Origin of the sequence: Anabaena sp. WA102 (assembly GCF_001277295.1) — a bacterium.
Lineage (GTDB): Bacteria > Cyanobacteriota > Cyanobacteriia > Cyanobacteriales > Nostocaceae > Dolichospermum > Dolichospermum heterosporum.
Map to the genome: position 1 here is coordinate 5,532,461 of NZ_CP011456.1, position 25,300 is coordinate 5,557,760.

Sequence of the window (25,300 nt, forward strand, 5' to 3'; positions counted from 1 at the left end):
ATCAAGTTTTTCCCTGAATGAATGACAAGAATTTGTCAAGTAAAACAGTTTAGGTGTTACAGCAATTCTCGGTTTCATGAAATACAGTGGAGGGCGCAGACCCTGCGCCCCTACAGGTTTTGCGATAGGAAAGTGTACCTCATAACATCAGAAAGTGGGGTTAAGATCCTCTGGACGATCAATATCCGCTAAAGTTTGCAGATAGCTCATTGATAAGTTTAACTTCTGGGCAATTTCTACTGTTTTTACAAATACTTGAGCGGTTCCCCAGGAAATATTTGTAAATAATTCTGCTATTGGTTGTTGTAACCCAATTAAATAATAACCACCGTCTAGGGCAGGACCCAGGACAAGATTACAAACTTTTAATTCCTCGAAGGCGGTTGTTAAAATTTGCGAGTTTAGATCAGGGCAGTCTGTACCAATGATGATGACTCGTTCTGCTTTTTGATTAAACGCATTGATGAGCGATCGCTCCATTTTTGCTCCCAAATCTCCTTCGCCCTGAGATTGATATTTTAAATCATTTCCTAACCAATTTTGCATTTTTTCCAAATTACCACCTGTAAACCGCACTTCTACGGATACTCTGGTGGTCCTTTGCAGTTCTTTGACCTGAAAAATAGTATGTTCGGTCATTTGTTTGTGCAAGTTAGCAGCACCAACTTCACCCAAAACAGGTATTAACCGGGTTTTTGTTGTCCCTGGTTCTGGGTAGCGGGTAAAAATAATCAGGTGTTGTTTTGATGGTTTCCAAGATATCATTCAAAATTTGCTGCTATTAAAGATATGGCAACTATGGGTGCGGTGACTGCGCGAAGAATCCGACGACCCAAGGAAATGGGCTGAAATCCTGATTCTATGGCTATTTCTATTTCTTGATTTGTCCAACCTCCTTCTGGGCCAATGGCAATAATGATCTCATTTGCAGTTTTATTGATTATCTGCTGTAAATGAGGATAATCTCCACGAGCTTCACAGATATAACGATGAGTGGCAATATTTTCTTTGATGGCAGTGTTGAAAGCTACTGGTTGGAGGATGGTGGGAACTACAGCCCGTTCTGACTGTTCAGCGGCTTCTGAGGCTATACGCTGCCAACGTTCTAGTTTTTTGGGGCTGGGATTTAATAGGGTGCGATCGCTCAAAATAGGTGCAATACAAGTTACCCCTAACTCAGTACAACACCGGACAATTTCATCAAATCCATTGCCTTTGGGTAATGCCATCATCAAGGTAATAGCCACAGGTAATTCAGTTTTTACCTCCAGCGGTTCTAAAATCTCTCCTTGTTCCCCTTGTAACTGCGCTAACCACCATTTCCCCATACCATCCATCACAATAAATTTATCACTATCTCGCAAGCGCAATACCCGCAGCAAATAATGTTGTTGTTGAGGTGTTAATACAAGTTTGTTAGCTTGAAGTTGTTGGGGATGAACAGTAATGCGTTGAAGTTGGGACATATTAGCAGGAGTCAGAAAGTAAGAATAGTCTTAGGGACTTCCAAGAAATAAATTACCCTAATAAACGAACCACAGAGGCACAGAGGACACGGAGGAATGAGGGTTTGAGAGATTTTTTGCGTTAGGTAGCTGAGTGTTTTTTTATTTGGAAGTCCCTTAAATCTGGGAAGGTGATATACTGCAAACGGTTCATAAGTTTAACCAAATATGAACCCCCTCTGGTAAATCTCTCCAATATTAAATGTTATTCCTTTTTCCTCTCTTCTTAGGAGAGGGTTAGGGAAAGGCTTTGAACCTTGTTCTTTGTATGATAAAAAAGTCCAGCTTCTAGCCGTTTTGAGTATAGGTCTTTAGACCGGAGAGTGTCAATGTAATAATGCTTGAAACCGCTGTTCACCGCGAATTTTAGCAAAATCTGGGTCGGTTTTCGCTAAATCTTGATATTTTTTGGGTACAAGTTGAATAGCTTTTTTGAGGTTATCAATTGCTAGTTCGAGATTATTTTGCAAGGCATAATTACAAGCCTTGTTATAATATGCTTGGTGCAAATTGGGTTGAATAGTAATTGCTTGATTGTAAGATGCCAAAGCTTCTTTGTAGCGTTGTAATTTAGTCAGAGCAATGCCTCGGTTAATCCAAGCTTCATGTTTATTCGAGTGAATAGCGATCGCTTCATTGTATGATTTAACAGCTTCTTCATAATTTCCTAAAGCCGTTAAAGCATTACCACGATTATACCAAGCCTCATCTTTATTTGGACGAATAGCGATCGCCTTATCATAAGATAATACCGCTTCTGGATACTGTTGCAAAGCAATTAAAGCATTACCACGATTTACCCAAGTCTCCGCACTATCAGCTTTAATAGCTATGACCTGATTATATACATTTAAAGCTTCTTGATAACGATGGGTATCCAACAAACCATTACCTTGTAGTAATAAATTTTTGGCTTTTTGACTATCTTGCACCTCTGTAATTAGTTGATTAACATTGCTTTCCTGGGCAACTTGTTGAGTATTATCTGGAGAAGAATTTGCCAAATCACTACAGCCAATCGCCAGAAAACTAATTAAACTAGAGGCAATTAATTTTCGCCAAACTACCATGTTGCACCTACAAAAATCATATAATTATCCTAAAACTGATGGAAACTTCTAAGTCGTATCGAAATCAACTAATCATTACTAATTGTTTTTTATTTATGTAAACTCAAGATGAAGATTTGGATAAGGTTTTCATAAAGTATGAATATTATACCATATCTGCCAGAGTCAGATCCCCGACTTCTCTAAGAAGTCGGGGATCTTATTTATAGCTGTTGTGGCGGAGTCATTTGGTGAGTTGCCAAAAAAAAGAATCATCCCACATAAAAATTCTAAATGATTTGTGGTAAAATTACGTGCTTGTTGCTTGTGGAGACAAAAAAATTGATTTACAACCGCACAGAATCATAATTATCCGTATTTATCTGTGATCAATTATCCAGATTGATCTGAGATTGAGGATAAAGATTATATAATACTGTGAATACAAGTGTTTTGACAGCAATTAAATTGATAATGAGACGATGGGAGGAAACTAAAAATATGAGTATTGAACCTGACTCATCCAACTCAGAAATAAATCAAGCAGATGAATTAGCAACTGATGGTAGTGATCACTCATTACTAACAGAAGGATTAGGAAAAAAACAAATATTTGGACAATCTGCATTCAAGGCGAACATGAGCAAAGGGGCTACGTTTCTTGTGGAAAGTAACTCCAGTTTGCAAACTGCTATTACCCCAAGAATTTTATTATTTACCAGTTTGGCGATCGCCACAACTATCATTAGTATTGTCATTAATAACTCATTTCTGGGGATTGTGGGAACTTTAGCAACCTTGATTTTATCACTGTTAATCCTGTTCCCGTGGCTGCAAAATATTATTCAAGAATGGTTTTCACCTCAAGATAGAAATGTATTTATTGGCTTAATAGGAGTAATAGTAGCAATAATTGGCTTATTCAGATTTACTAATTTGGGTAGTGGTTTACTGAGTTGGGGAAAAAGAGTTAACTGGGATGCTTCTGGGACTTTAGCAGAATGGTTTGGAGCATTGGGACAAATTGCCATTGCTATCATCGCCGTTTATGTAGCATGGCGACAATATGTAATTTCTAAAGACCTCACCATTCAACAAAACCTGCTAACTGTACAGCAAAACATTATTACCCAACAGCAAACCATAGATTCCTACTTTCAAGGAATTTCTGACCTAGTATTAGATGAAGAAGGATTATTAGAAGATTGGCCACAAGAAAGAGCGATCGCTGAAGGACGCACCGCCGCTATATTTAGTAGTGTAGATGGCAGTGGTAAAGCCAAAATTCTGCGATTTCTCTCCCGTTCCAAATTACTCTCTCCCCTCCAGCGCGATCGCCGACTAGGAAGAGCTATTCTAGATGGTAGTGGTGGTTATGCCGAAGATCTTTTAGAAGGAGTGCGCGTCATTGATTTAGGTGTCATGTTAGCAGGTGCAGATTTAGCCGACAATGATTTACGCTGGACAGATTTAAGTGAAGCTAACCTCATTCGTGCTAATCTGAGTAATTGCGATTTAGTCAAAGCCAACCTTGCCCGCACAATCTTATATGATGCCAATTTGAGCAACGCCGATTTAAATGGAGTGCGCCTATTTTATGGTTTACCTGAACAGGCATCCCCCCGCAGTCGCAGCGAACCACCCAACTACGAAACAGGAGAACACACCGGCGCAGTTATCGAAAATGCCGACTTCACCAACGCCCAAAGAATGTCCGAATCTACCCGTCACTATTGCTGTACTTGGTGTGGAGAAAAAACCAGACGGACAATTCCCGGTGGTTGTCAAGGGATTCCTAACAAATTGGGAAGATAAAATTTAGGAAAGAGGCAATTGACCATTAATTTAATTTTCGTAGGTTGGCTTGAAGCATGAAACCCAACATTAGCGAGAGGATAGTAGGAGGTGTTGGGTTATGGCTATGGCTCCTACGTCGCCACGCAAGCTATCGCCACACTTCGTAAACGTCCCTCAGTCCCTCAACCAAACCTACAATAAATATTGTTTTACATAAAGGGAACGGTAGATCCGGTAGAGCCATATAACGCTTCCCTTGCCCAATCTTTGATGTGTTTTAGCCGAGTTAAATCATCAATTTTGCTCATAAATAACCATTGCTTCTATTAAGACTTGCTCACGAAAATAACGACTTAAATCGGCTGATGTTCTTAAATCTATCTGCCTATTTAGGGTTTGCTGAAAAAGTTGTCTGTGAGGGCAGAGAACAGGGAACAGGGAACAGTTTCAACTATCTGGATATCCTCTCTTTTGTAAAATCATCTCTTAATACTGAACCAAATAAAGACAACTTGCGAATCGAGTGACTTTGACAAAAATGATTAATTTCTTCTTCCTCCGTGTCCTCTGTGCCTCTGTGGTTCGTTTATTAGGGTAATTTATTTCTTGGAAGTCCCTAAGACTATAACAAGTATAGCCTTACTTGAACTTTAATTGTATAGTTATAACCTTACAACTTACGCAAGTGCCACACCAAAAATCTGTTTATTTGCAGGATTTATGTAGTCTGACGCACCCTTCCAATGTATCAGTTGCGTAATTCCTCAAACTTTGTCTTTGACCTATCTAACAGGAAATTGACAATTCTTAATATTCAAAAATCTTGGAACTAAACCTATAAACCACAAGTCAACAGCAATACCTATGGGTAATGGGTAAAAAAATCTTTAAAAAACAGAACTAAAACTGAACTAACAAGTTTAAGGAGGATTTAAATTGATGAGAAATTCTAAATTTCTGCAAATATCTACTGCGGCTTTATTGAGTTTAGGAATCTTCCAAAACATAGCTCTTGCTCAACCAATTAAAACCCAAATAAGAATCCCCCCATCTCAAACTGTAGATAAAAATTTATCGCAAATCAAAATCAATCCCCTTTATCTTGAACGAGAACAAAAAGCTCCCTTAATCATTAAAAATCAACTACTGGAATTACGCCGGGATATCCAGTCAAAAAACTTCACCTTTCAGGTAGGTTACACCACAGCCTTAGATTATAAACTAGAGCAACTAGCCGCCACCCAAGCACCAGATGATTTACCAACACAGGCTAACATCCAAAACGCCGTTGCAGCACAAATCTTAAATCTTGATTCAGCCGAACGTGAGAAATTTGAACGTATCAATCCCGGCGTAATCCCTGAATTACAATTAATTAAACGTAATGGCTGTTTTGCCTCAGCCAAATCCTTTGACTGGCGGAATTTAAATAAAGTTACCCCAGTTCGTAACCAAGGAGGTTGCGGTAGTTGTTGGGCATTTGCTACCTTGGGAGCTTACGAAGGGAATAACCTCATTCGCAATAACTCCGCTGCTGATGCTTCCGAACAGCAAATTATTAACTGGGGTGGTGCAGGTAGTTGTGGTGGGGGTTGGTGGTCTAAAGCATTTGATTTCCTCATTAACAAAGGCACAGCCACCGAAGCCACAGTACCCTACACCGCCACCAACAATCCCTACAATCCCAGCGTAGACACTCCCTACCGTTCCATAGCCTGGGGATATGTTAAACCAAACGGCGGAATTCCCACAGTTGCAGAAATGAAACTGGCTATGTGCAAATATGGACCCTTAACAGTTGCAGTGAGAGTTACTCCTGCTTTCCAAGGTTATGTTAGCGGCGTATTTAACGAGCAAGCAAATGGTCCTATTAATCATGGTGTCACCCTCATTGGTTGGGATGATCAAAAACAAGCTTGGTTAATCAAGAATTCTTGGGGTACAGGTTGGGGTGACAATGGTTATATGTGGATTGGCTATAACAGCAATAGCATCGGTTATGGCGCAGCTTGGACTCAAGCTAGAAGCAATTTCTACAAGCTTTCTCCTGACTTGTTGAAAAAAATCACTCCTTTAAAAATCAATCCAGAATTAATTAAAGTTAATTCCAAAAACATCTCTCGATAATTGTTTTGACTTTAGCTAACCCATTGGTGTCAACTTAAGCTCAAATCCCTACCACATCTCGTTCCTAGTCTCTGACTAGGAATGCAGTTGATGAGGCTCTGCCTCTATACTTGAGAAGGTAATAACTTGCGTTTTTACATCCATATATTACCTTTAAGCAAAAGCTCAATTTATTCCCTTGCGGAGTATAATATCATTGAAGGCAGAGCCTTCTAGAATTCGTTCCCAGTCAGAGACTGGGAACGAGATGAAAAAAAATCACTCCTAACATCAGAAAGTGCTGTATGTCCCTTACAAAGCGAGTTTTTTTAATTATTTCTCTGTTAACTACCTTGACTATTATTTTTCAAGTTAGTAATACGGCTAATCCTCCTATGTCTAAATCAGAAATCACTGTCAATGATGCTAACAATAACAGTCAGATTATTATTCAAAAAGGTAATATGATGATTGTTGAATTGTTAACTAATCCAGGAACAGGCTATAGTTGGCAAATTATTAAAAATGACCCTGACAAACTCAAACCTTTGGGAGATTCAGTATTAAAGCCATTAGAGACAGAAGCCCCAGGAGCATCTGAAAATCAAGTTTTCCAGTTTTTAGCCCAAAATTCGGGTTCAGCAGTGCTAGAACTCCATTATTTACGTCCCTGGGAAAGAAATCTGCCGCCCTTAAAAACCTATCAAATTAACGTCAAAATTCGTGGATGATATTTAAGGAATTTCGCACATCTGCCAATGGAGTTTCCCAGAGTAGATTCCATTCTATGCCAAATAGTGGTTTAGCCTGTTTAGCCATGATCCATCCTTGGGTAATAGCATCCATGTATTTTGTTGAAAGTTCAATGTCATATAAAACAACTTTCAACAAATTTTTAGTTAATAATCCCAACCAAAAACGGCTGGCATATAACTGAGAAACACAAAAGGCTTCTAATTGAATTTCACCCAGGACACTTGTATTGCTACCAGTGACGATATGCCAAATATCATGGGTTTCAGTGATGTGGGCTAATAGGAATTGGCTATCGGTTTCGACAGGACCTGGTTTTAAGAGTTGTAAATTATTGGACAGCAGATGATGTGCAAGGGGTAGGAACAGCTTGATAATTTCTCCCCATAACTATCCATATATTACTGTTTGTCCAAGTCTTCAATTAGTTGATCAACAAATTCCCTTAACCGTTGCTGCTGTGTTAGGGACGGTTTTAATTTTTTCTCTGACCCCAGGCAACACCTTAAACTGCAAAGGTGATTTATCGTACGCTACTTGATTTTGTGGTTTAAATTTAGTTTTAGGCATTGCTAAATCCTAGAGTATCGAGTATACTAAATATTGTAACACAACATTGAAGGTCGAATCAATGCTTTTATCATTCAAAACCGCGTTAATTCCAAATAACGGACAGGTTACAGCTTTTCGTAAAGCATCTGGAGTAGCTAGACACGCTTACAACTGGGCAAATGCTCAAGTTATAGATATCTTAGTTACTCAAAAAGAAGGCGAAAAACTTAAATTACCATCAGCGATTGACCTGCATAAAAAGTTAGTTGCTGAGGTAAAATCTGAGCATATTTGGTATTACGAAGTTAATAAAAATGTTCCTCAGAAGGCGTTAGCTGATTTACGCCAGGCTTGGGATAGGTGTTTCAAAAAAACATCAAAACAACCACGATTCAAGAAAAAAGGACAACACGATTCTTTCTATTTAGAATCAGGAACTAAGGCGAAACCAGCGATTAAAAATGATGGTAAAAGAATTAAATTACCGTCAATTGGCTGGGTACGTTTAGCAGAACCTTTACCGATTACAGCAACTCATAATTGCGTGATTTCTAGACAGGCTGATAAATGGTTTATTTCTGTCAAGTACGAGATTGAAAAACCTCCTATACTTGCAGATAGACCGACCATCGGCGTTGACGTAGGAATAAAGGAGTTAGCAGTTTGCAGTAATGGTGAAATATTCAAAAACCCCAAAGCCTACCGCCGGATGAGTAAACGCATGAAACGTTTACAGCGTAGCGTTACCCAGAAGGTCAAGGGGTCTAATAATCGTAAAAAAGCTGTGAGAAAATTGGCTAAATTACACGCCAAAGTTTCTAATATTCGCCAGGATTCCATACACAAATTAACCTACTATCTAGCTAAAAACCACAGCGTGATAAAGAGTGCGATTCGTTGTTAGTTGAATCACGGTAATCAGTCCGTACATAAACTAACCAACCTAACCCAATTAAGGAGAAAGGTTGAACTCTCGGTCTGATATGGGTGCAAGTCCCATCTACCAGACTCAGGTATGACTCCCTACCTGCCCACACTGACTAGACTCGGTTTCTAGAGGGTGAAGCTGGGAACAGGACGCAATCAGACATCCGTTGTGGGGTGACACTTGGCGTTAATGGGGAGTTCCCACGGTGAAACAGAGCCTAGAAAAGCAACCTACACGCAAGCAGGACACAACTCAAAAACCTGACTTCACTGGAGCGAAATCCCGCCGCATCTTTTTTAAATAGCGGTCAGAGTCCAGGGAATCCAGTGGTTGAAATGGCTACACCTGACGGAACTATTAATCAACCGAGGGAACGAATAAAAACGGATTGAAGGTCTAGGGGCGGTCGAACCCCATAAGTAGGCTGGACGAGCAGCGGAATCCCTTCAATTCGGGTAGGACAGACCGTAATTGGTCTGAGGTGTTCAGAATACACAAATTGGAGCAGAGCATGATTGGACACAGAGAAAACTCTAGTGAATCTTGGAAGACGTTACCCTGGAAGCAATTCCGCCGTAACTTATTCCGCCTACAAAAACGAGTGTATAAAGCGGTTCAAGTTGGAGACAAGCGGAAAGCGCAGTCACTACAGAAGCTGATTCTGAAATCAACCGCAGCAAGATTACTGGCTATTCGTCAAGTATCACAGCTAAACGCTGGGAAAAAGACCGCAGGAATTGATGGCAAAAAGTCCCTTACCTTTAAGGAACGCTTCGAGCTTAATGAACTGCTAAAAGCATCTGTTAGCAACTGGAAACACCAGGAATTAAGAGAAATACCAATCCCCAAAAAGGACGGTACTATGAGGATGCTGAAAATCCCCACTATTGCAGACAGAGCTTACCAATGCCTTGTCAAATACGCATTAGAACCAGCACACGAAGCAACCTTTCACGCCAGGAGCTACGGGTTTAGGACGGGTCGTTCAGCGCATGACGCACAGAAATACCTGTACAACAACCTATGCTCTACACGAAAAGGAATAGATAAACGAGTTATAGAACTCGATATCGAAAAATGCTTCGACAGGATAAACCACACCGCCATCATGGATAGACTCATCGCTCCTTATAGCATAAGACAGGGAATATTCCGCTGTCTCAAAGCCGGAGTTAATCCTCAATTCCCAGAACAGGGAACACCTCAAGGCGGGGTAGTAAGTCCACTATTAGCTAACATCGCCTTAAACGGCATCGAAAGTATCCACAGATATAAAGATGCCGGAAACAACGTAATAGAACCATCAGTCCGATATGCGGATGACATGGTGATAATACTTAGACCTCAAGACGATGCTACCGTTATACTTGACAAAATCAGTCAGTTCCTAGCAGAGCGGGGAATGAAAGTCAGTGAGAAAAAGACCAAGCTAACCGCCGCGACAGGTGGGTTTGATTTCCTCGGCTGGCACTTTAAAGTCCAGAAAAACGGGAAGTTTAAATGCGTTCCATCAGTGGATAACTTCAAAGCTTTTCGCAAGAAAGTAAAACACATCGTCAACAACTCGAATTATGGTGCTATCACTAAGGCTGAGAAATTAGCCCCTGTAGTTAGAGGTTGGAGGAACTACCACCGCTTTTGTAAGATGAAAGGGTCACGCAACTCGTTATTCCACATTCAACACAGAGCTTACAGGGTATTCAACAAGGAAACCAAACAGAATCGCTACACTAGCAAGGAATTACTAGATAAAGCGTTTCCATCAGTTCCTTACTCCGAAAACAAATACATCAACGTTAAAGGTGAGAAATCACCCTATGACGGAGATTTGAGTTATTGGAGCGAGCGTAACAGCAAGCTCTATGACAACCATACCTCTAAAGCCCTCAAACGGCAAAGCCATAAATGTGGTCATTGTGGTTTAAAAATGCTCAGTGATGAGAAGGTACATTTACATCATATAGATGGAAACCATAAGAATGGTAAACCTAAAAACCTTCTAGCAATTCATGAAAGCTGCCACGATTATATTCATATCAGCAAAAGCGAAAGCTAAGAACATCGGAAGCTGGGTGCAGTGAAAGTTGCACGCCCAGATTTAACAGAGAGGGGCAGGGAATAATATCCCTCCTCGACTCTACCTAGAGGATTTGCACGTTAAGGCATTTTTGAAGAACCACAAATTAGCGGGTGCTATCGCCGATTGTGGGATGTATGAGTTCAAACGACAGTTAGAGTATAAAACCGAGAAGTTCGGGAGTGAATTAATCCTTGTGGATAGGTTCTTCCCCAGTTCTCAAATATGCTCTAACTGTGGGAATCATCGTCATAAAATGCCATTAAAAAACCGCGTTTATGTTTGTCCTGATTGTGGCTATAAAGCCGATAGGGACTTAAATGCAGCGCGGAACATTGACCGATGGTTTGCGGATATTTTTATCCCTGTAGCGTAGCGGTTCCTTTTAGGAACTACGGTCAGAAACGGTAAGTTCTACCGAGATTGTCTGTCGAGTGGAAAACCCTCTTAGAAGTCATTCTAAGACCACGATGAAGCAGAAAGTAAACACCAAAATTATCGCTGTCCAGATGTGTCTAGATTTTGGTAATTTTGGGTAAGTTTTATAGAACGGCATATCCTAAAGTATTTGTGGGAAGATTATGGAGTTTTTCTAAGTTGATATCACCCAACATTGGTCGCTTTTGAAAAGCTTGTTTGCCTTGGGGAGTGATAGAAAGAAAATCAATCATTTTTTGCAAGCTATCAGAATCGCTAACGGCATTTGCCATTTTACCGATATAATCAAAATCTCCATAATCTGCTTTGACGAGATTAATAATACTCTCAATAACTTTATCTTGTGAATGTGGATTTACTTTTTCTATCACCTGCATATTAAGCCCCCATAGTATTTTGTGTTGGAGAAATTATGAGTTGTCTGGTAAAGTCCTTAACGGGTGACAAGGCGGCTAAAGAGCTTGTTTCATAAGGGATAGAGCCTGAAAGCCCCGTTGAAAAAAGAGGCGTTTATGAGGCTTGAGATTGATTAAATTCAGAGCTAAATCAGCCCATAATTCCATACCATAAATCCATAGTTGTCCGTAGAGAGCAAAGCTAAAATCACTTTGACGTGGGTACTTGTCCTGATGTTGTTGAATACGTCCGGCATAAGTCTCTATACCTAATTTTTTCATCCGTTGACCGTGCATAGTGGCTAAACTATAAGCAATGACAATCAATAATACTAAAGCTAAAAAGCGAGTTTCATTTACTTTAGTATCCTCTAAATTATAACCACCAGTTTTACAATCCTTAAAGAATTGCTCAATTCCCCATCGACATCTATAGAGGCATAAAGTTTGTTGGAGAGTTGGTAGATTCGTCAAGATATACCAAGGTTCTTTTGGTCCAGAGTTCCGATATTTTCTCTTCCAATAAACAGCGATATTAAATAAGCCTAATTCATCCCCTTTACCACATTTAACTTTTTCATAAAATCTCGACATTCCTGGCTTAAATCCTTGATTTTTAAGAACTTGATATTCTTGTTCAGGTTTTTCTTGAAAATAAAGGTTTTTCTTCTGGCGTAAAGCGAAGTAAACTCCTTGCTCATCAAGCCATTTAGCCAGTTTTGGACTATGAAATTCTCTGTCTGCTAACACCACAATTCGACATTTTTTTAACAACTTTATTGCTGTCTTTATTAATCTTTTCTGTGTTTGTAAATTACTATTTCCGACATGATTTAATGTTTCCCAATATAGTGGTAGGGCATGAGTACCCCATACCAATGTCACCATAAATATATTTCGCCCCTTCCACTGTGTTCTATCCAGTGCTACCATCCAATAACCATATTTTTGATACTGTTTTTTATGAAAATAACGGCGCTGTTCTCGATTCAGTTGTTTTGGTGTTAACGATTGTCTAATCCAATATTTTATCAATGGAAACCATAATAATTTTACGCAGAGTTTACCTATTCCTAAAAATCTTTGTAGATTACGTTTCCTGCTTTCATATTTAATTGGTTGGGGAAACAAGCTGGCCAATTTTGACAGTTTTACTTGGCGATGAGCCTGTATTAATAACAACAATATCTCTAGTGTCAAATACTGCTGTTCACTCAAATGCTTTCGGAAAATTGTTTGATATGATTGTGGTAACATTTTTTGCTTCGGGGGCTTCTTTGTCCCTATTTTTTTACTCCCTTATTTTCTCAAATTATTGCCACATCTCATCTTCAACCGCCTTGTCACCCGTTAAGGGTAAAGTCAGAATTTCTACGCCATCTTCGGTGACAGCAATGGTATGCTCAAATTGAGCAGACAGGAGGCGATCGCTTGTTACCGCAGTCCAACCATCTCCAAGCATTTGGGCTTCATGAGTTCCTTCATTAATCATCGGTTCAATGGTAAACACCATCCCGGCTCTCAGTTTCTTCCCTCTACCCCTAATGCCATAATGGGGAACATCTGGTGCAGTATGGAAAATATTACTAATTCCATGTCCCACAAAATCCCGCACCACAGAAAAGCCGAAAGACTCCGCATACTCTTGAATTGCTGCCCCAATATCTCCAATTTTTGCCCCTGGTTTAACCTCTGCAATTCCCAACCGCAGACACTCTTGAGTTACTTCCACTAACTTTTGGGCTGTGGGGGAAGGATTACCCACTAGAAATGTTTTTGATGTATCACCATGATAACCTTCAACAATAGGCGTAACATCTATATTAATAATGTCCCCATCCTTGAGAATTTGTTTAGCATTGGGAATACCATGACAAATCACCTCATTCACACTGGTACAAATAGACTTAGGATAACCTTTATAACCTAAAGGAGCGCTTTTTGCTCCATGCTTTTGAGTCCATCTTTCCGCTTCATCATTCAATTGTAGAGTGCTAACTCCCGGTTTAACCAAAGGTTCTAAATGTTGTAATAACTTGGCGGCCAAGCTGCCAGCACGGCGCATTTTTTCGATTTCTCGTTGGGATAAAATGACTATGGTTTCGATTTTCATCAATTTTCTATCTACTCTTTTAAAAATATAGTTAATCCAGTTGTTGCTGCTCTGTGTGCAGCATCTGCTACCTTGAGAGCATATAAGCTTTGTTCTGGGGTGATATATAAGGGACTACCATCAAATAGATGGTCTAATACCATAGTTGTATCTTTGGCAAATAAACCCCGTCGCGTTCCCACTTCAATCAACTTTGTTCCTTCTGCTAAGACTAACATTCCGGTATCACCATCGAGAATTATTTCCCCTTTTTCACCTTGAACTTCTAATTTGCGTTCTGATTGCCACAAAGTTTCCCCCTTACCATAAATTACCTGTGCCAATAATCCACTGTCAAAGCATAATTGGGCTGAACATAAACAGGTTTGGTAATAATCAGACTCAGTTTGCCAATATCGTTGGTGACAATTGACAGTGAAGACTTCACCGAACAAATCAATCAGACGATGTAACCGAGATAATGCCCCAATTAGGGGAAAGCCAAACATATCATGATTATAAGTCCACTTCCGCGGGGCTGGATGCTGGGGATTCAGGGTGCTATAGCGGATATAAAACAAGTCACCAATTTGGTCTAAGTGTTGTTTTAAAGTTTGATGCCAACCCCCCAATAATTCAATGTGTTCGACGTGCAAAAGCTTGTTTACTGTTTTTGCTAAAGCAATCAGTTCTTCAGCTTCTTGGACATCCACAGATAAGGGATATTCAACAATGGTGTGTTTGCCAGATTCTAAAGCTGCACGGGTAATCTTACCATGATCTCGATTAATGGTGCAGATGACCACCAGATCTAAATCGTCTCGTTCTACTAGCTGTTGCCAAGAATCCATCGCCACAGTTGCATATTCTTGGGCTAAAACCGCTGTCCTTTCAAGATTACCAGCGATCGCTATTAAATCAGTTCGAGGATCTTGTAATAACGCCTCAGCCCTGAGTTTAGCCGCATAGCCTGTTCCCACCAAACCGACTCTGAGACTGTGTGTACATAAAGGTAGTTCGTTATTGTCCATGAATTTATCACCAGTTTTCAATGTTTCGGTTTAATGCCGTTGGTATTTTATAAGGGAAATGCCGAAAACCCTTGAAGATGTAGCTGACTTAGTCAGCTACATCTGTGCTTTAGAGAAGGGATGAAGGCTAGAGGCTTTCCTTTATCCTGCATTGACATTAATTTAAAAATTTGAAATTATTTCAAATTTTAATCCAATCCATATTCGTGAGACAATTAAATTGTCAGCAAAGACATTAAAAACCTACCGGGAGACTCTCGGAAAGTTACGCTTGTCAGAGATGATTCTGCCAGTAATGGCAAACAGGATCAGGGCAAGAACCCAAATATTTAAGGCAATGCCTGAAGCTGGGATAACTGAGAGATATAGACTGAAACTCTCTATAGAATCCCCGCGTCTTTAGACCGGGGAGTGTCAACAACAAGCCACCATCAGGAAATATCTAATACCACTAGTAGTCTGTCAAATTTATTTTGACGGGTTTTTGGTAGTGCGGGCATCTTGCCCGCGTAAGCGAGACGCTCACACTACAGTCCATCATTTTTATCTTGACGAACTACTAGGGTATTTTTCAACAATGTAAAATATTATGGCTCTTTAGTAATTTTGGAAACATTACCATAAATATAATACAGCTTAAAAATCGTGTAAAACTCAGGATAAACAATTAATTAAACGATTTTAACTTTTCAGAGCTGGTTTCTCATGGTTTTTGAGCATTTTTCTTTGAATTTGTCATAAATTCGCGTTTGTAAATAATTAGGTTCTGTTATAGGTTTTACATGATATGCTACATGAATTAGAAAATACCAAAAGAAATTATACATCTTGTGTATAAAATGTGTCTATTTTCTCCTTTAAATATCAAATCCCCGGATAATTTTCAGAAGTATCTACTAGATTTCTATTTTCATTTTCCCAATATCTAAGATGATTATACAAATCCAAAATCTGCGGATTTTTTATCCATTCCTAGTGCCATTTATCAGCTCATCTCAGATTTATTGGTTATATATACTTTCGGCTTTGTTACTAGCTTTGATTATATATAAATTAGGGTTATCTCAACAAGATGAACAGATAAATTTAAGACAGTATCTTTTGCCAAAAGCAGTTTATTTACATCCTTCAGCGATCGCTGAATACAAGTATTATTTTTTATCTTCGCTCTTAGAAATATTTGTAATATTGCCAGTTATGTTCTCTCTACCAAATCTAGCAAATATCATTTGTGATTATTTAACAGAAATTACCCATCTGACAACGCCTTTTTTAATCACCGATCCTTATTGGTACCATTATGTCATATTGAGTATTTTTGTGGCTTTAGCGGGGGATTTTGCCTATTATTGTTACCATTACTTAGCTCATAGAAGTTCATTCTTTTGGGAATTTCATAAAGTCCATCATTCTGCGGATGTACTAACTCCAATGACTGTTTACCGCTCTCATCCCTTTGATTTAATATTAAGTATGATCTTTGCGACGGTAATGCTGGGTTTTACGACAGGAATCTGGATTTATTTATTTGGTAATCAAGTATCACATTTATCCATTTATGGAGTTAATTGGGAGATATTTCTCTTTTATTTAACTGGTGCTAACTTACGACATTCTCATATTTGGTTGAACTACCCCTATAAAGTTAGTCATGTGTTGATGAGTCCTGCCCAACATCATATTCATCACAAGTGTTGAATCCTGCAATAAAACTTTACAATCTTTGCGTTTTACCCAGGTAAAATCCATTGTCTATTGAGAATAGAGTCATTAATTGATCAAATTTGGTATCACCAATACCAATGCACAACTTGGACACAATCCTCAAAATCTTAACATTCAACACTTCTGCATATTCATCATAGTGTTGAACCAAAGCATTATGATAAAAACTTTGGTTACATTCTGTCTTTTTGGGATTGGATATTTGGGACTTTGTATATACCGAAAGGTTATGAAAAGCTGAATTTTGGTCTATCAGATGGGGAATCAAGTTTATTTAATAATCCAATTAATTTATTAGTACAGCCATTTAAATCTATTTGGCAAAGTTACAACCAAAAGATAAGTAGGGAATAATTTTTTATAGCAGTTCCCATGCAAGTGAGGGACAAGAAGTAATTATGGAACGCAGATAAACGCAGATAAACGCAGATAAACACAGATAATTTTGTACCTCATTAGATTAGAGGTTGTTTGAAAAGTTTTAGGTTGTGATTTTAGGCACTTACAGATCCCCCCTAACCCCCCTTAGCAAGGGGGGAACTAAAGTCAAAGTCCCCCTTTTTAAGGGGGATTTAGGGGGATCTGAAAATATTTGATACACCATGAGGGACTTTTCAAACACCCTCTTAGAAAACGCTATATCAGGAATCTAAATACAAATTCAATCAAAAATTAATTGGGAATTATAGTGATGAATAACATGAAATTAGATTTGAGTTCAGATTTATCAAGTACAACTACAATCATCAATGATTTGCCAGAAAATGGTGTTTGTATCCATGATTTATTTGCAATTCAGGTAAAAGCAGCACCAGATTCAGTAGCGACAATATTTGAAAATCAGCAACTTACCTACCAAGAATTGAATGCTAAAGCCAATCAGTTAGCACATTATTTACAGAGTATTGGTGTAGGTGCTGAAGTCATGGTCGGCTTGTGCGTAGAGCGATCGCTCGATCTGATTATCGGTATTCTTGGTATTCTTAAAGCTGGAGGTGCTTATGTGCCTATAGACCCGGCCTATCCCCAAGAACGCATAGCATTCATGCTAGAAGACACTAAGTTGCAATTTGTGGTGACACAACAACAATTGGTAGTATCTCTTCCTGAAACTTCTACAACAATTTGTCTAGATACAGATTGGCAAGAAATTGAGTGTCAAAGTTCCCATAATCCCATCAGTGGAGTCACAGCCGAAAATCTCGCTTATTTAATCTATACCTCCGGTTCTACTGGCAAGCCAAAAGGTGTACAAATGCCTCATGGTAGTATTTGTAATTATCTTGAAGCGATCGCTAAAATATTACCAGTTAATCATCAAGATATTTATCTCCATACAGCATCTTTCTCTTTTACTGCCTCAGTCAGACAATTATTTTTACCTTTATCCCAAGGTGCAACCAGTATTCTTGCTACTCGTGAACAAACCAGAACTCCTTTAAGCCTATTTGAATTAATTCAAAAACGTGGTGTTACTATTTCTGATGGTGTACCCTCTGTATGGCGATATGGACTAATTGCTTTAGAAAGTTTAGAGCAACAATATACAAAAGCTCTAAGCGAATCACAATTAAGATTAATAGTATTTGGTGGCGAATTACTACCCTATCAGCTAATTAAAAAGTTACGCAACCTGTTTAAAACACCACCCCAGTTTTTTAATATTCTTGGTCAAACAGAAAGTATTGGCCATGGTTTTTATACTGTTCCTGAAGATTACGATCTTGAAGATGGCTATGTTCCCGTTGGTCATCCTTTAGCAAACATTCAACAAGTTTATGTCCTTAACTCCCAACTTGAACCAGTCAAAACTGGTGAGTCTGGAGAAGTCCATATTGCGGGTTCTACCTTAGCACGAGGCTATCTGAACCGCACCGAGGCCAATGAGGAAAAATTCATCATTAATCCTTTTAATCCTCAACAACGACTCTTTAAAACCGGGGATGTTGCTCGTTATTCAAGCGGTCGCAATTTAGAAATTCTTGGTCGCATTGATTTTCAGGTAAATATCCGCGGAATGCGGGTTGAACTAGAAGAAATTGAAGCAGTAATTAAACTCCATCCCAGTATTCGAGAAGCCGTGGTTTCTGCCAGAGAAGATGTATCTGGTGGTCAGCGATTAGTTGCTTATATCGTAGTGAATAATCAAGATTTTAATTCGGGAGAATTACGCAATTTTCTTGCCAGCAAACTACCAGATTATATGATTCCCCATACCTTAATGGTCATGGAGAAATTGCCAGTTTTACCTAATGGAAAGTTAGACCGTAACAGTTTACCTGAACCTGATATCTCAGCAATTCAAAGTGAATTTATCCCTCCGCAAACACCCACACAAGAAATCATTGCTAAAATCTGGGCAGAAGTTTTAGGCATTGAAAGAATTGGTATCCATGATAATTTTTTAGAATTGGGTGGACATTCCCTATTGGCAAGTTTAGTTATATCAAGATTGCGTGAGGCACTATCCCTAGAATTATCAATTGCCAGTTTATTTGCTGCGCCAACAATTGCCACATTTAGTGAACAAATTGGATCTTCTGCCCAGAATTTACTGCCAACCTTAGAACCAGTTTCTCGAAATATTGAATTACCACTTTCATTAACCCAGCAGCGTTTTTGGTTTCTCGATCAAATGGAAGGGGCAAATCCTGCTTACAATATTGTCAGAGTCCTGAATTTACAAGGATTGCTTAACTTTATAGCACTTGAACAGGCGATCGCTACAATTATTAATCGTCATGAAACCCTGCGTACCAGTTTTGGAATTGCCGATGGTAAACCCATTCAATTTATTGCTGATAAATTAGCATTTACCTTACCCGTAATTGATTTACAAGAATTAGCAGAAGATCAGAAAACGACTGCGGCACAAAGATTAACTACTAATGAATATCTTCGCCCTTTTGCCCTAACTGAATCATCTCTCTTAAGAGTGACATTGATGCAATTGGGGGCAGAATCCCATCAGTTATTAGTAATAATGCACCACATCATTTCTGATGCCTGGTCAGCAGGGAATTTTCTTCAAGAATTATCGGTTATTTATTCAGCCTTGACAGCGGGTTTACCTTCTCCCTTACCCGAATTATCAATTCAGTATGCAGACTACGCTTATTGGCAACGGCAATGGCTGGAAAATCAACCCGCGCTTGATTACTGGAAACAACAATTAGCAGATATTCCCGCAGTCATTGAATTACCTACAGATCGATCACGAACAGCAATTCAAACCTTTCACGGTGATCTCCAGAAATTTCAATTTGATTCCCAACTCACTCACAAGCTCAAAAACCTCAGTCAAAAATCGGGTTCTTCCCTATTTATGACACTTCTGACGGCTTTTGTGATCTTACTTTCTCGCTACAGTGGTCAGGAAGATATTGTTGTTGGTTCTCCCATTAGTAATCGCAATCGTGTCGCGTTAGAGCCATTAATTGGCTTTTTTGTGAATACCTTAGTTTTACGGACTCGTCTCCAAGAAAATCCCACATTTGAAGAATTACTTCAACAGGTGCGACAGATGGCACTTGATGCTTATACTCACCAAGATGTCCCCTTTGATCAACTTGTAGAAACCCTCCAACCTCAGCGCCACCTCAGTCATAGTCCTTTATTTCAAGTTATGTTTGTATTGCAAAATTCTCCGGTGTCAAAACTGGAATTAGGAGATTTGCAAGTTACACAAATAGAATTAACAAGAGGGACTGCGGGGGCAACTTTTGATTTAACCTTATCAATGCAGGAAAAAGAGTCAGCATCAGGAACTGAATTAATAGGTGCATTTGAATATAATGCTAATTTGTTTAATGCTGATAGTATTGCCAGGATGGTGGAGAGTTTTCACACCTTAGTTGAGGCAGTTGTAGCAAATCCCCAAGAACGGATTAGAACATTACCTTTACTAACAGCATCCCAAAAGCATCAGTTATTAGTTGAATGGAATCATACGGGAACTGATTATCCCCAAAAATCCATTCATCAATTATTTGAAGAACAAGTAGAAAAAACACCTGATGCAGTGGCGGTAATATTTGAAGATCAGCAATTAACCTACAAACAATTAAATTTACAAGCTAACAAACTAGCTCATTATTTGCAATTTCTGGGTGTAGAACCAGAAATCTTAGTGGGTGTTTATTTAGAACGTTCTTTAGAAATGATCGTCGGATATTTGGGAATTTTAAAAGCTGGTGGTGCTTATGTGCCACTCGATCCTAACTATCCCCCAGAACGCCTCACTTATATGGTGGCAGATTCACAAATGTCCATCATCTTGACTCATTCTTTATTACTCCCACATTTATCATTAACACTAGAGCGATCTGCTTGCAGCAGCGCTTCGCTATCGCAAACTAAAATTATTTGTTGGGATAAAGATTTTGAAATTGAAATTGCCAGTCAGAGTTCCCATAATCCTATTCATAATTTCACCCCGGAAAATTTAGCTTATGTAATTTATACTTCTGGTTCTACAGGAAGACCTAAAGGTGTACTAATTCAACATTCAGCATTATTAAATCTAGTGTTCTGGCACTTAAATAATTTTGAATTAAAATCATCAGATCGAACTACACAGTTAGCCGGAACAGCCTTTGATGCTGCTGTTTGGGAATTATGGCCTTATTTAGTAGTCGGAGCGAGTATATATTTAATTAAATCAGAATTTCTGCTGTCAGCGGAAACCCTTCAAGAGAAGTTGATATCACATAATATTACTATTAGTTTTATTCCTACACCCTTAGCAGAACAATTATGTCTTTTATCCTGGACAGAAAAGACAACTTTGCGAACTATGTTAACTGGTGGAGATAGACTTAATTCTTATCCATCAAATAAGTTACCATTTAAGTTTTTTAATAACTATGGACCCACCGAAAATACAGTGGTTACAACGTCTGGACAAATTTTATCAGAAGAATCAGATGGTAAATTCCCACCCATAGGTCGTCCTATTACCAATACTCAAGTTTACATTCTTGATCACTATCTTCAACTCCTACCAATTGGCGTTTATGGAGAAATATACATTGGTGGTCTAGGTTTAGCTAGAGGGTATTTAAATCGTCCTGACTTAACATCTGAGCGATTTATTGCTAATCCTTTTGTGGCAAATGAGCGACTTTATAAAACTGGAGACTTAGGACGCTATTTACCAGACGGAAATATTGAATTTCTAGGACGCATTGATCATCAAGTTAAAATTCGGGGTTTTCGGATTGAACTAGGAGAAATTGAAACAGTATTAACCCAACATCCTCAAGTTCAGCAGGTAGTAGTAATTGTCCGCGAAGATCATCCAGGAAACAAGTATTTAACAGCTTATATTGTCAGCACCACAGAAACATTGACCAGTAGCGAATTACGTCAATTTCTGAAAGGAAATCTGCCAGAATATATGATACCTGCGGCTTTTGTCATGCTCAAAGCCTTACCTCTGACTCCTAATGGTAAAGTTGACCGGCTGGTTTTGCCAAAGCCAGAAACAATCAATGCAGAGCTAGAAACCACCTTTGTTGCCCCTGGGACTGCCCTAGAAGCAAAATTAGCCGAAATTTGGTGTACAGTATTACACCGGGAGCAGGTGGGCATCTATGATAACTTCTTTGAATTGGGGGGACACTCTCTCCTGATCACATCTGTAATATCTCGCATTCGAGAACATTTTTCCATAGTTCTGCCTCTGCGTTCTCTATTTACAGCCCCAACTATCGCTGAACTTAGTCAAGTAATAACTGCACATCAACTGGATGCCATGACAGTTGATACTTTACCACCGCTTGTCCCTCAAGCACGAGATACTTATATCCCCCTGTCTTTTGCACAAGAGTCTATATGGCAGTTACAACAATTAGCTCCTGAAAGTTGCGCCTACAACAGCTTTTTTATTTTACGTTTCACTGGCTCTCTTTCTGCAATTGCATTGGAGTCCAGTTTCAATGAAATAATTCGTCGTCATGAAATATTACGCACTGGTTTTACTATAGTAGAAAGTCAACCTGTACAAGTAATTACCCCATTTCTGACTATCCCATTAGAGATTATAGACTTACAAAACCTCCCTTTGATAGAGCGAAAGTCCGAAGCAGAAAGACTAGCTGCATTGCAATATAATCACCATTTTGATCTGGCTTTAGTTCCTCTCATCAAAACAACTTTACTGCGACTAACTCCAGAAGAACATTGGTTAACACTAAATATGCACCATATCATCACAGATGGTTGGTCATTTGGTCTGTTGTTGGAGGAGTTAGGAATCCTCTATACAGCTTTTGTAAATGGTTTACCTTCACCCCTACCGGAATTACCTGTTCATTACGCAGATTTTACCCTCTGGCAACGGCAATACTTTAATGAAAAGGTCATAGAAAAGCAATTGGCTTACTGGCTACAAAAGCTAACTGATACTGCACTAGAATCTGATCAGATATCTAGCAATCAGCTACAGTTGAGTAACAAAAGCAGTAGCGCAGCTATTTATTCTGTGGTTCTGCCAGTAAGTCTTGTGACATCAATCGAAGCCGTCTGCCGTTCTCAAAGAGTCAGCATCTTTGCGATCATTCTCACTGCTATGAATATACTTTTGTTCAAGTACAGTAGTAAGAACGATATTTTAGTAATAACAACTATTGGTAATCGAAGTTCAGTTGAAACTGAAAAAATGCTCGGTTGCTTCATCAATGATGTAATTTTGCGATCGCATCTTTCCTCTGAACAAACTGGAATTAATCTTTTAGAACAAGCCCAAGAAACTCTCACAGAAGCCATTAATAATAAAGAAATTGCTTGTCAAACAGTCACAGAAACTATCACCAGTAAACAACCACTGAATATCTCAGCAGCCCTGGCTATGCTACCTCCACAAAATTGGCATAATTGGATATTAGATGTAGATTTTGTCACAATTAAGCGCGATCTCGACTTGTGGGATGGAGAAATTCCCTTAGAAATTTATGTTTCTTCACCCTCAGTAAATAATCCCACTATGGAAATTAAGGTTTTCTACAGCACGGAGTTATTCACAAGTGAAACTATCGAGGTTTTGTTCGGCTATTACCAGCAAATTCTTCAGCAGCTTGTCGAAGATCCCACTAGTCAAGTTTGTGAATTTTTTGATTGGTGAACATTGCAAGACTCAGATCCCCGACTTCTTAGAGAAGTCGGGGATCTGACATTAAACCATGAAGCTTTGCCACAAGTTCACTAATAATCACTATTGCCATGTTAGAAAACAGCCCACCAGAGTTAAAACAACAACCCAGATTTGGATCGTCTTTATTGAGATGGACTGAGTATTTCTCCAGTCAGTCAGGAGAGATAACTCAAAGCATGAGCGTGTTTATCTTGATCTGGTTTGGTCAAGTTTTATCCCTAGTTGGCTCACGGACAACCAGTTTTGCGCTCAGTATTTGGATTTATCAACATACGAATTCCACAATTCAATTTACACTGCTGATTCTCTCCACAACCCTACCGACAATTTTGATCTCTCCCATTGCCGGCGTGATTGTCGATCGCTTTTCTCGGCGCTGGATCATGATTATTAGTGATTTTTGTGCGGGTTTATGTACCTTGCTAATTGCTTGGTTATTTATCAGTAATCACTTAGAAGTTTGGAGTCTGTGTGTAGTCAGTGCGATTAGTGCCAGCTTTAATGCTTTTCAGGGACTAGCCTATTCCTCCGCGACTACATTACTGGTGCCAAAAGCACAACTTGGTCGTGCCAGTTCGATGACACAGATCAGATTAGCGATCGCTGAAATTCTCTCCCCCGCATTAGCAGCAGCTTTGTTAGTAACTGTACAATTATCAGGAATTGTCATCATTGATTTATCTACATTAGCCTTGGCCTTGATCTGTTTGCTGGTAGTTAAATTTCCTGAAATCTCGTCCACAGAAAATCCCGATACCGAAACCCATTCATTTTGGCAAGAAATCACCTTTGGCTGGAAATATTTAGTAGCACGTCCTGGACTACTCGGATTAGTCATGTTCATTGCCATTAGCAACTTTCTCATTGGTAGCGCAGAAGCTTTAACTACACCCTTAGTGCTTTCCTTTGCTTCCGCTCAATCCCTAGGGACTATCTATTCTATTGCCAGTTCTGGACTATTGGTAGGTAGTCTAGTAATGAGCATTTGGGGCGGGCTAGAACGCCAGATCAATACTATATTTGTATCAATGGCATTTTTGGGCATTTTATATGTATTAGCTGGGTTGAAGGCTTCCACAGTTATATTTACGATCGCCAATTTCTTGATATTTCTGACAATTCCCATCATCAATGGATCAATTCAAGTCATCTATCAAAAAAAAGTAGCCCCAGAAGTCCAGGGAAGGGTTTTTGCTTTTCGTAGTGCTGCTGTGCAGGGGTTTTTACCACTGGCCTACCTGACCTGCGGAGCATTAGCTGATCAATTTTTTGAACCAATCATGGCGCAAGATGGAGCTTTAGCCAATAGCATTGGCCAGATTATTGGGGTTGGTCATGGTCGCGGCATGGGTTTAATGTTGATCATCATGGGTCTGTTTTCTCTAGTCGTCACCTTGATTGCCTACTTGTATCCACGTCTGCGCTGCGTAGAAAATGAACTACCTGATGCCTGAGTTCGGTGTTAGGAGTTAAAATTTAAGAGCAAAGGACACGCATATTTGAATCATGACGGATAATCAAGGAATTCAAGAGAGAACTTTAACTTTTGCTGTCAGGATTGTCAAACTTTGTCGCTTTCTCCATGATTTGGGTGGCGTAGAAAAAATTCTCTCATCTCAACTCATTCGTAGTGGTACTTCCATCGGTGCGAATGTAAGAGAATCTCAGTCAGCACTTCAGCCATAAAGACTTTCTCCAT

At 39.2% G+C, this 25,300-nt stretch carries 19 protein-coding genes; 10 read left to right on the forward strand and 9 right to left on the reverse strand.

The genetic code is table 11. From position 1 onward, the window contains the following. Window positions 1-147: 147 nt before the first annotated feature. The 3 genes from AA650_RS24495 to AA650_RS24505 all read right to left on the reverse strand — a co-directional run bounded on the left by AA650_RS24495 (window position 148) and on the right by AA650_RS24505 (window position 2,575). On the reverse strand, window positions 148-765 hold the full coding sequence (locus AA650_RS24495) for a TIGR04282 family arsenosugar biosynthesis glycosyltransferase (RefSeq protein WP_053541017.1): 618 nt from the start codon (window positions 763-765) through the stop codon (window positions 148-150). Next, window positions 762-1,466, reverse strand: coding sequence for a 16S rRNA (uracil(1498)-N(3))-methyltransferase (locus tag AA650_RS24500; protein ID WP_053541018.1), 705 nt, complete (start codon window positions 1,464-1,466; stop codon window positions 762-764). The genes AA650_RS24495 and AA650_RS24500 overlap by 4 nt, the downstream gene beginning before the upstream one ends. Before the next feature lie 365 nt (window positions 1,467-1,831). After that, complete coding sequence (locus AA650_RS24505; protein WP_053541019.1) at window positions 1,832-2,575, reverse strand: tetratricopeptide repeat protein; 744 nt, start codon at window positions 2,573-2,575, stop codon at window positions 1,832-1,834. A 480-nt stretch (window positions 2,576-3,055) separates the two neighbouring features. Between AA650_RS24505 and AA650_RS24510 the strand changes: the two genes are divergently transcribed. The 3 genes from AA650_RS24510 to AA650_RS24520 all read left to right on the forward strand — a co-directional run bounded on the left by AA650_RS24510 (window position 3,056) and on the right by AA650_RS24520 (window position 7,188). Beyond that, the gene (locus AA650_RS24510; protein ID WP_053541020.1) at window positions 3,056-4,369 is read left to right on the forward strand and encodes a pentapeptide repeat-containing protein; all 1,314 of its coding nucleotides are present in this window, start codon (window positions 3,056-3,058) and stop codon (window positions 4,367-4,369) included. Window positions 4,370-5,290: 921 nt separating this feature from the next. Next, the gene (locus AA650_RS24515; RefSeq protein ID WP_053541021.1) at window positions 5,291-6,478 is read left to right on the forward strand and encodes a C1 family peptidase; all 1,188 of its coding nucleotides are present in this window, start codon (window positions 5,291-5,293) and stop codon (window positions 6,476-6,478) included. Window positions 6,479-6,762: 284 nt separating this feature from the next. Continuing rightward, window positions 6,763-7,188: a protease inhibitor I42 family protein gene (locus AA650_RS24520; RefSeq protein WP_039204826.1), complete on the forward strand. Its 426-nt coding sequence runs from the start codon at window positions 6,763-6,765 to the stop codon at window positions 7,186-7,188. On the opposite strand, the gene AA650_RS24525 is transcribed toward AA650_RS24520, so the two are convergent. Both AA650_RS24525 and AA650_RS28450 read right to left on the reverse strand, forming a co-directional pair. Continuing rightward, the gene (locus tag AA650_RS24525; RefSeq protein ID WP_081424324.1) at window positions 7,172-7,588 is read right to left on the reverse strand and encodes a Coq4 family protein; all 417 of its coding nucleotides are present in this window, start codon (window positions 7,586-7,588) and stop codon (window positions 7,172-7,174) included. The two genes, AA650_RS24520 and AA650_RS24525, sit on opposite strands and share 17 nt — an antisense overlap. Before the next feature lie 54 nt (window positions 7,589-7,642). After that, window positions 7,643-7,780, reverse strand: coding sequence for a hypothetical protein (locus AA650_RS28450; protein ID WP_199924471.1), 138 nt, complete (start codon window positions 7,778-7,780; stop codon window positions 7,643-7,645). A 61-nt stretch (window positions 7,781-7,841) separates the two neighbouring features. On the opposite strand from AA650_RS28450, the gene AA650_RS24530 reads away from it, so the two are divergent. The 3 genes from AA650_RS24530 (at window position 7,842) to AA650_RS27330 (ending at window position 11,143) form a co-directional block, all read left to right on the forward strand. Then, on the forward strand, window positions 7,842-8,666 hold the full coding sequence (locus AA650_RS24530) for an RNA-guided endonuclease InsQ/TnpB family protein (RefSeq protein WP_081424325.1): 825 nt from the start codon (window positions 7,842-7,844) through the stop codon (window positions 8,664-8,666). Between the two features lie 535 nt (window positions 8,667-9,201). Further along, window positions 9,202-10,746, forward strand: a complete 1,545-nt coding sequence (locus tag AA650_RS24535; protein WP_053537706.1) for a group II intron reverse transcriptase/maturase — start codon at window positions 9,202-9,204, stop codon at window positions 10,744-10,746. A 112-nt stretch (window positions 10,747-10,858) separates the two neighbouring features. Further along, entirely contained in the window at window positions 10,859-11,143 is a 285-nt protein-coding gene (locus AA650_RS27330; RefSeq protein ID WP_233455509.1) for an RNA-guided endonuclease InsQ/TnpB family protein, read from the forward strand. Between the two features lie 166 nt (window positions 11,144-11,309). On the opposite strand, the gene AA650_RS24545 is transcribed toward AA650_RS27330, so the two are convergent. From AA650_RS24545 to AA650_RS24560, 4 genes are all read right to left on the reverse strand, one after another. Continuing rightward, window positions 11,310-11,582: a Coq4 family protein gene (locus AA650_RS24545; RefSeq protein ID WP_039202566.1), complete on the reverse strand. Its 273-nt coding sequence runs from the start codon at window positions 11,580-11,582 to the stop codon at window positions 11,310-11,312. A 75-nt stretch (window positions 11,583-11,657) separates the two neighbouring features. Next, the gene (locus AA650_RS24550) at window positions 11,658-12,857 is read right to left on the reverse strand and encodes an IS4 family transposase (protein ID WP_053537530.1); all 1,200 of its coding nucleotides are present in this window, start codon (window positions 12,855-12,857) and stop codon (window positions 11,658-11,660) included. 55 nt (window positions 12,858-12,912) lie between these two features. Then, window positions 12,913-13,713, reverse strand: a complete 801-nt coding sequence (gene map / locus AA650_RS24555) for a type I methionyl aminopeptidase (RefSeq protein WP_053541022.1) — start codon at window positions 13,711-13,713, stop codon at window positions 12,913-12,915. Between the two features lie 11 nt (window positions 13,714-13,724). Continuing rightward, window positions 13,725-14,723: a Gfo/Idh/MocA family protein gene (locus tag AA650_RS24560; protein WP_053541023.1), complete on the reverse strand. Its 999-nt coding sequence runs from the start codon at window positions 14,721-14,723 to the stop codon at window positions 13,725-13,727. A gap of 930 nt (window positions 14,724-15,653) precedes the next feature. Between AA650_RS24560 and AA650_RS24565 the strand changes: the two genes are divergently transcribed. The 4 genes from AA650_RS24565 (at window position 15,654) to AA650_RS29385 (ending at window position 25,287) form a co-directional block, all read left to right on the forward strand. Continuing rightward, window positions 15,654-16,421 (forward strand): sterol desaturase family protein, encoded by a 768-nt coding sequence (locus AA650_RS24565; RefSeq protein ID WP_053541024.1) that lies wholly within the window; start codon window positions 15,654-15,656, stop codon window positions 16,419-16,421. Between the two features lie 718 nt (window positions 16,422-17,139). Further along, window positions 17,140-23,571 carry a non-ribosomal peptide synthetase gene (locus AA650_RS24575; protein ID WP_081424326.1) on the forward strand — a complete coding sequence of 2,144 codons (6,432 nt, stop codon included), beginning with the start codon at window positions 17,140-17,142 and terminating at the stop codon, window positions 23,569-23,571. Window positions 23,572-23,669: 98 nt separating this feature from the next. Then, window positions 23,670-25,055, forward strand: a complete 1,386-nt coding sequence (locus tag AA650_RS24580; protein ID WP_199924345.1) for an MFS transporter — start codon at window positions 23,670-23,672, stop codon at window positions 25,053-25,055. Window positions 25,056-25,107: 52 nt separating this feature from the next. Then, a complete protein-coding gene (locus tag AA650_RS29385; protein ID WP_335337401.1) occupies window positions 25,108-25,287 on the forward strand; it encodes a four helix bundle protein in 180 nt (59 codons plus the stop codon). Window positions 25,288-25,300 lie beyond the last annotated feature (13 nt).